The organism is Cohnella endophytica (assembly GCF_003628305.1).
Lineage (GTDB): Bacteria > Bacillota > Bacilli > Paenibacillales > Paenibacillaceae > Cohnella > Cohnella endophytica.
The window spans coordinates 1-4,885 of the sequence record NZ_RBZM01000022.1 but is presented as its reverse complement, the minus strand read 5'-3'; the positions used below and the strand labels follow the sequence as shown (position 1 = coordinate 4,885).

General features: G+C 47.0%; 2 protein-coding genes and 1 pseudogene. All 3 read left to right on the top strand.

Annotation, left to right across the window (positions count from 1 at the left end; translation table 11 throughout):
- Positions 1 to 2,051 (top strand): S-layer homology domain-containing protein (locus tag D7Z26_RS27055; protein ID WP_233567231.1); only part of this gene is annotated, 2,051 nt, incomplete at its 5' end.
- 442 nt (positions 2,052 to 2,493) lie between these two features.
- Positions 2,494 to 4,563, top strand: coding sequence for a HelD family protein (locus D7Z26_RS27050; RefSeq protein ID WP_120980149.1), 2,070 nt, complete (start codon positions 2,494 to 2,496; stop codon positions 4,561 to 4,563).
- 4 nt (positions 4,564 to 4,567) lie between these two features.
- Positions 4,568 to 4,768: pseudogene (locus tag D7Z26_RS27045) on the top strand (MFS transporter); the annotation flags it as partial.
- Positions 4,769 to 4,885 lie beyond the last annotated feature (117 nt).

Genomic DNA, 4,885 nt, shown 5'->3' with positions numbered 1-4,885 from the left:
TGACGCAAGGAACAGGCAGCTCGATGATCACCGTGACGCAAGGAACAACGGATGCGAGCGGTGTGGCGACGTTTACGGTGAAGAGTACGAAGGCGGAAGCGGTGGCGTATACAGCAGCCGTAACAGCGGACAGCGTGACAGTAACACAGACGGCGAGTGTGACGTTCGTACCGGGAGCCGTCAGCGCATCGGTATCTACGATAACGGCGTCTAAAGCGACAGTGGCAGCAGATGGTACGGACAGCTCGGTTGTAACGGTGACGCTAAAGGATGCAAACAGCAATCCGGTAAGCGGTAAAGTGGTGAGCCTGACGCAAGGCACGGGCGGCTCGGCGATTACGACAACGCAAGGAACGACGAACGCGAGCGGCGTTGCGACGTTTACGGTGAAGAGCACGAAGGCGGAAATGGTGACGTACACGGCATCTGTAACGGCGGACAGCGTGACGGTGACGCAGACGGCGAGCGTGACGTTCCGATCCAACAATGCGAACCTGTCTTCTTTGCAAGCGAGCCAAGGAACATTGACACCTGCTTTTGCTTCGAACAAGACGAGCTATACGGTTTACGTCTCCAATGCTACAACGAGTATAAAGTTTACACCGCAAACCGAGGATGCCGCAGCAACGCTAATTCTGAACGAAGATAGCGTGTTGAGCGGCGACGAGATAACGGTGCCGCTGGAAGTCGGCAACAACATTGTGACGATTGAAGTAACGGCACAGGACAGCACGACGAAGACTTATACAATCACAGTAACACGTGCTGGAATCAGCGTACCGTATCAACGAGAATCAGATGCATCAGTGAATATATTAGTCAACGGCAAAGTGGAGAGCGCAGGTACTGCAAAGACAACCAAACGCAACGATCAATCTGTAACGACGGTGATCGTTGACCAGAAAAAAATCGAGGACATGCTGGCGGCGGAAGGCAAGCATGCTGTAGTCACGATATCGGTGAACACGCAATCCGATATCGCCATAGGCGAGTTAAACGGTCAGATCGTGAAAAACATGGAAGGAAAGCAAGCCGTTATCCAGATCCAAACCGATCGAGCGACTTACACGCTTCCAGCGCAACAAATCAATATTGACGCCATAGCCGCACAAGTTGGCAAGTCGGCCGCGCTTCAAGACATCACGGTGCAGATTGAAATTGCCGCGCCGACGAAGGAAACAGTCCATTTTATTGAGAATACGGCGGAAAAAGGAACGTTCACCTTGGTCGTTCAGCCGGTTGAATTTACGATCAGAGCTTCCTATGGCGAGAATTCGGTTGAAGTATCGAAGTTCAATGCTTATGTGGAACGAACGATTGCGATTCCTGACGGCGTGGATCCGAATAAGATTACGACAGGGGTCGTCGTGGACCCTGACGGAACGGTTCGTCACGTCCCGACCAAGCTCGTTCTGATTGACGGCAAATATTATGTCAAGATCAATAGCTTGACCAATAGCGTCTACTCCGTCGTCTGGCATCCGATCGAATTCCAGGACGTTGCGAACCATTGGGCGAAAGAAGCCGTCAACGATATGGGATCGAGGATGATTGTAAGCGGAATTGGCGGGGATAAGTTCAATCCTGACGAGGCAATTACCCGAGCTGAATTTGTGGCGATTCTGGTACGCGGATTAGGTCTCTCCTTGGAGATGGGCGCTTCGTCGTTCTCTGATGTGAAAGAGACGGATTGGTATGCAAGCGCGATTAAAACTGCGGTTTCCTATCATTTGATCAACGGATTCGAAAATGGGACCTTCCGGCCGAAGGATAAAATCACGCGTGAACAAGCTATGGCGATCATCGCCAAAGCGATGGCGATTACGAATTTGCAAGCGAAATTAGCCGAAACCTCGAATGACGCCGTACTCAGTCCATACTTAGATGCCGCTCAGGTATCCCAGTGGGCACAAGCCGGTGTAGCCGAAACGGTACAAGCCGGCATCGTATCGGGCAGAAGCGAAACGAAGCTAGCTCCGAAAGCCAGCATCACAAGAGCGGAGGTAGCTTCCATCGTGCGGAGACTTCTGCAGAAATCAGAACTTATCTAAACCAAACCTATGAAATTCAATGATTGAATGACGCTCGGGATCGCAATCCCGAGCGTTATTTTTCTCTGGCGCGGAATCTGTAGTTCTGATGAGTCGTTGGGTGTCGGGGATAACAACGGTGTATACCATCCCATATTATTGAAGTATCATGTGTTGACTCTGCCTACTCCACACATGTGGAGTGTGTATTATTGATGGTTCGATAATGAGGTGTGGGAGTATCGCTTAAATGAGTATATATGAGGTCACACCAAGAAAACCAAGGCCTGATGATCAGGAACTTGGTTTTTTTATGCATTATCAATTGTAAAACGTTATGCTTCGTATGCCGTTTTTTGGACCCACGATAAAAATATAATACTACAAAGGAAAATATAAGTCTATATTTTTCTTCCAATTTCTCTATACTTTGGAGTGATCTTAATGGAGAAGAGGGATAACGATGATCGTGAATCAAACGGAAGCGGAAGAAAGGCAATATCTCGGCACCATTGTATCCAGGCTGAAAAAAGCGATTCGACTGTTGGACAACAAAATAAGCACTACACATCATGAAGTCATCGAAGCCAAGAAATACGTCTGGGATAACATGGCCGGGCTCGATCCGGCGGAGAGAGCGGCTAACAGGGTTGAAATCTCGCTCACCATCGATCATGGGGAAAAGGCTGTCGATAAACAGAAAAGACTCCGTAAATTAGTGGAAGCCCCTTATTTCGGTAGAGTGGATTTCGTTCCCGACGGACGCGCGGAGAGAGACGCTTACTATATTGGGGTATACGCATTCAACGAAGAAGACAGCCAGGAAAACCTGATTTATGATTGGCGCGCACCAATCGCTAGCATGTTTTACGATTTTAATGTCGGGGAAGCTTCTTATTCGGCACCCGCAGGAATGATCGAAGGAGAGATCGGTTTAAAGAGACAGTTCAAGATTAAAGACCAGGTTATGGAATACATGATTGAAAGCTCAATGAACATCAATGACGAGGTACTGCAAAAAGAACTCAGCCAAACGTCGGACGAGAAAATGCGAAATATTGTCGCAACCATTCAGAAGGAACAAAACGTCATTATTCGAAACGAATATTCCCACGAGCTGATCATTCAAGGCGTAGCCGGCTCTGGAAAAACCTCGGTCGCGTTGCACCGTGTCGCCTTTTTACTGTACAGGTTCAAAGGAACGTTAACGTCTGATAACATTTTTATCATTTCTCCGAACAAAGTTTTTGCCAATTATATTTCCAACGTGCTGCCGGAACTAGGTGAAGAAAACATAGTACAATTCGGCTTTGAGGAGTTGGCTGCTAGAGAACTGGAGGGTGTATTCGAATTCCAGACCTTCAACGAACAGGTGACGGAGCTTACCGATTCGAGGAACGAACCCTTGATTGAGCGCATCAAGTACAAAGCGACCATGGATTTCGTGCATGAATTGGATCGCTTTGCTGCGCATATTCGCGAGAACGATTTTACACCTGTCGAATTGATCATCGAAGATACGAGAATTGGAAAAGCGGATATTATAAGAGCATATCAAGCTGCCGGAAACGTGCCGATCAAGCAAAAACTGGAGAAAACAGCTACGGTCATTGCAGGAAGCGCAAGGGATGAGAATGGCGGAAGGTTAAGGCCAGCCGCAGTCAAAAAAATCAAAACGGACATCAAAAGGATGTTTAAATCCCTGAATCTGCTTGCGATTTATAAAGATTTTTATCATTTTATAGGCAAACCGGAATTATTGAAGCTGAAAAAAGCGAGGATGCTAGAGTTTTCCGATGTTTTCCCACTCGTATATCTGAAGATTCTTGTTGAAGGAGCGAAAAGTTTCGATTCCGTAAAACATTTATTGGTGGATGAAATGCAAGACTATACCCCCGTTCAATACGCCGTTCTCTCCCTTCTGTTCACCTGCAAGAAGACGGTTTTGGGAGACAGCAACCAATCCGTCAATCCTTACTCCTCATCATCGATAACTGAGATCCAAAAGGTTTTTCCCAAAGCGGATACGGTTGAACTATTAAAGAGCTACCGCTCGACGATTGAAATCATTAACTTTGCCCGGCAAATCAACCCGAACAGCAAGATCGTTCCGATTGAACGCCATGGCCTTCTCCCCCGGATCAAAAAATCCGAAAGTTGGGCCGGCGAATTGACAGATGTGAAACAAGCGATAACGGAATTTCTGGATTCTGATCATCGATCATTAGGCATCGTTTGTAAGACGCAAGCTCAAGCCAAGCGGATTTATGGAGAAATCACAGATATTCACAAGGATATCTATTTGCTCGATTTTAGTAGCGACCAGTTTCATGAGGGGATTATGGTAACTTCGTGCCATATGGCAAAAGGCTTGGAGTTCGAACATGTGATCGTGCCGTTTGTTGACGTATCGAATTATATGACGAAAATGGACAGAAGCCTGTTGTATATTGCGTGCACGAGAGCTATGCACACATTGACGTTAACCTTCCATGGAGAACAATCCTCGTTTGTTTCGAGTATTGGAGCGTGAAGAAATGTCAACAACTAAACCGAATATAGGCTTGATCTCGACGGGGCTGTTATTGGGGCTGATTTCATCATCGATTGATCAGACTATCGTCTCAACGGCCATGCCGACGATTACAACACAATTGCAGGGAATGTCGTTATACAGTTGGGTTTTCTCGATTTATATGTTAACCTCTACAGCGACAATGCCGATTTACGGTAAACTCGGCTAGGCCCCTTAAATCTGGAGTCTGTCCCTTAAAAGAAGCCGCTCAGTTAGCGTAGCTCTTTATTTTGAGTTCTTACAGTGCTCTGTAAAATTGTGAGCGGTCTTCAAGCTGCAT

Excerpts from the sequence above, each read along its gene's own strand:
- D7Z26_RS27050 (WP_120980149.1), top strand. The coding sequence starts at position 2,494 with ATGATCGTGAATCAAACGGAAGCGGAAGAAAGGCAATATCTCGGCACC.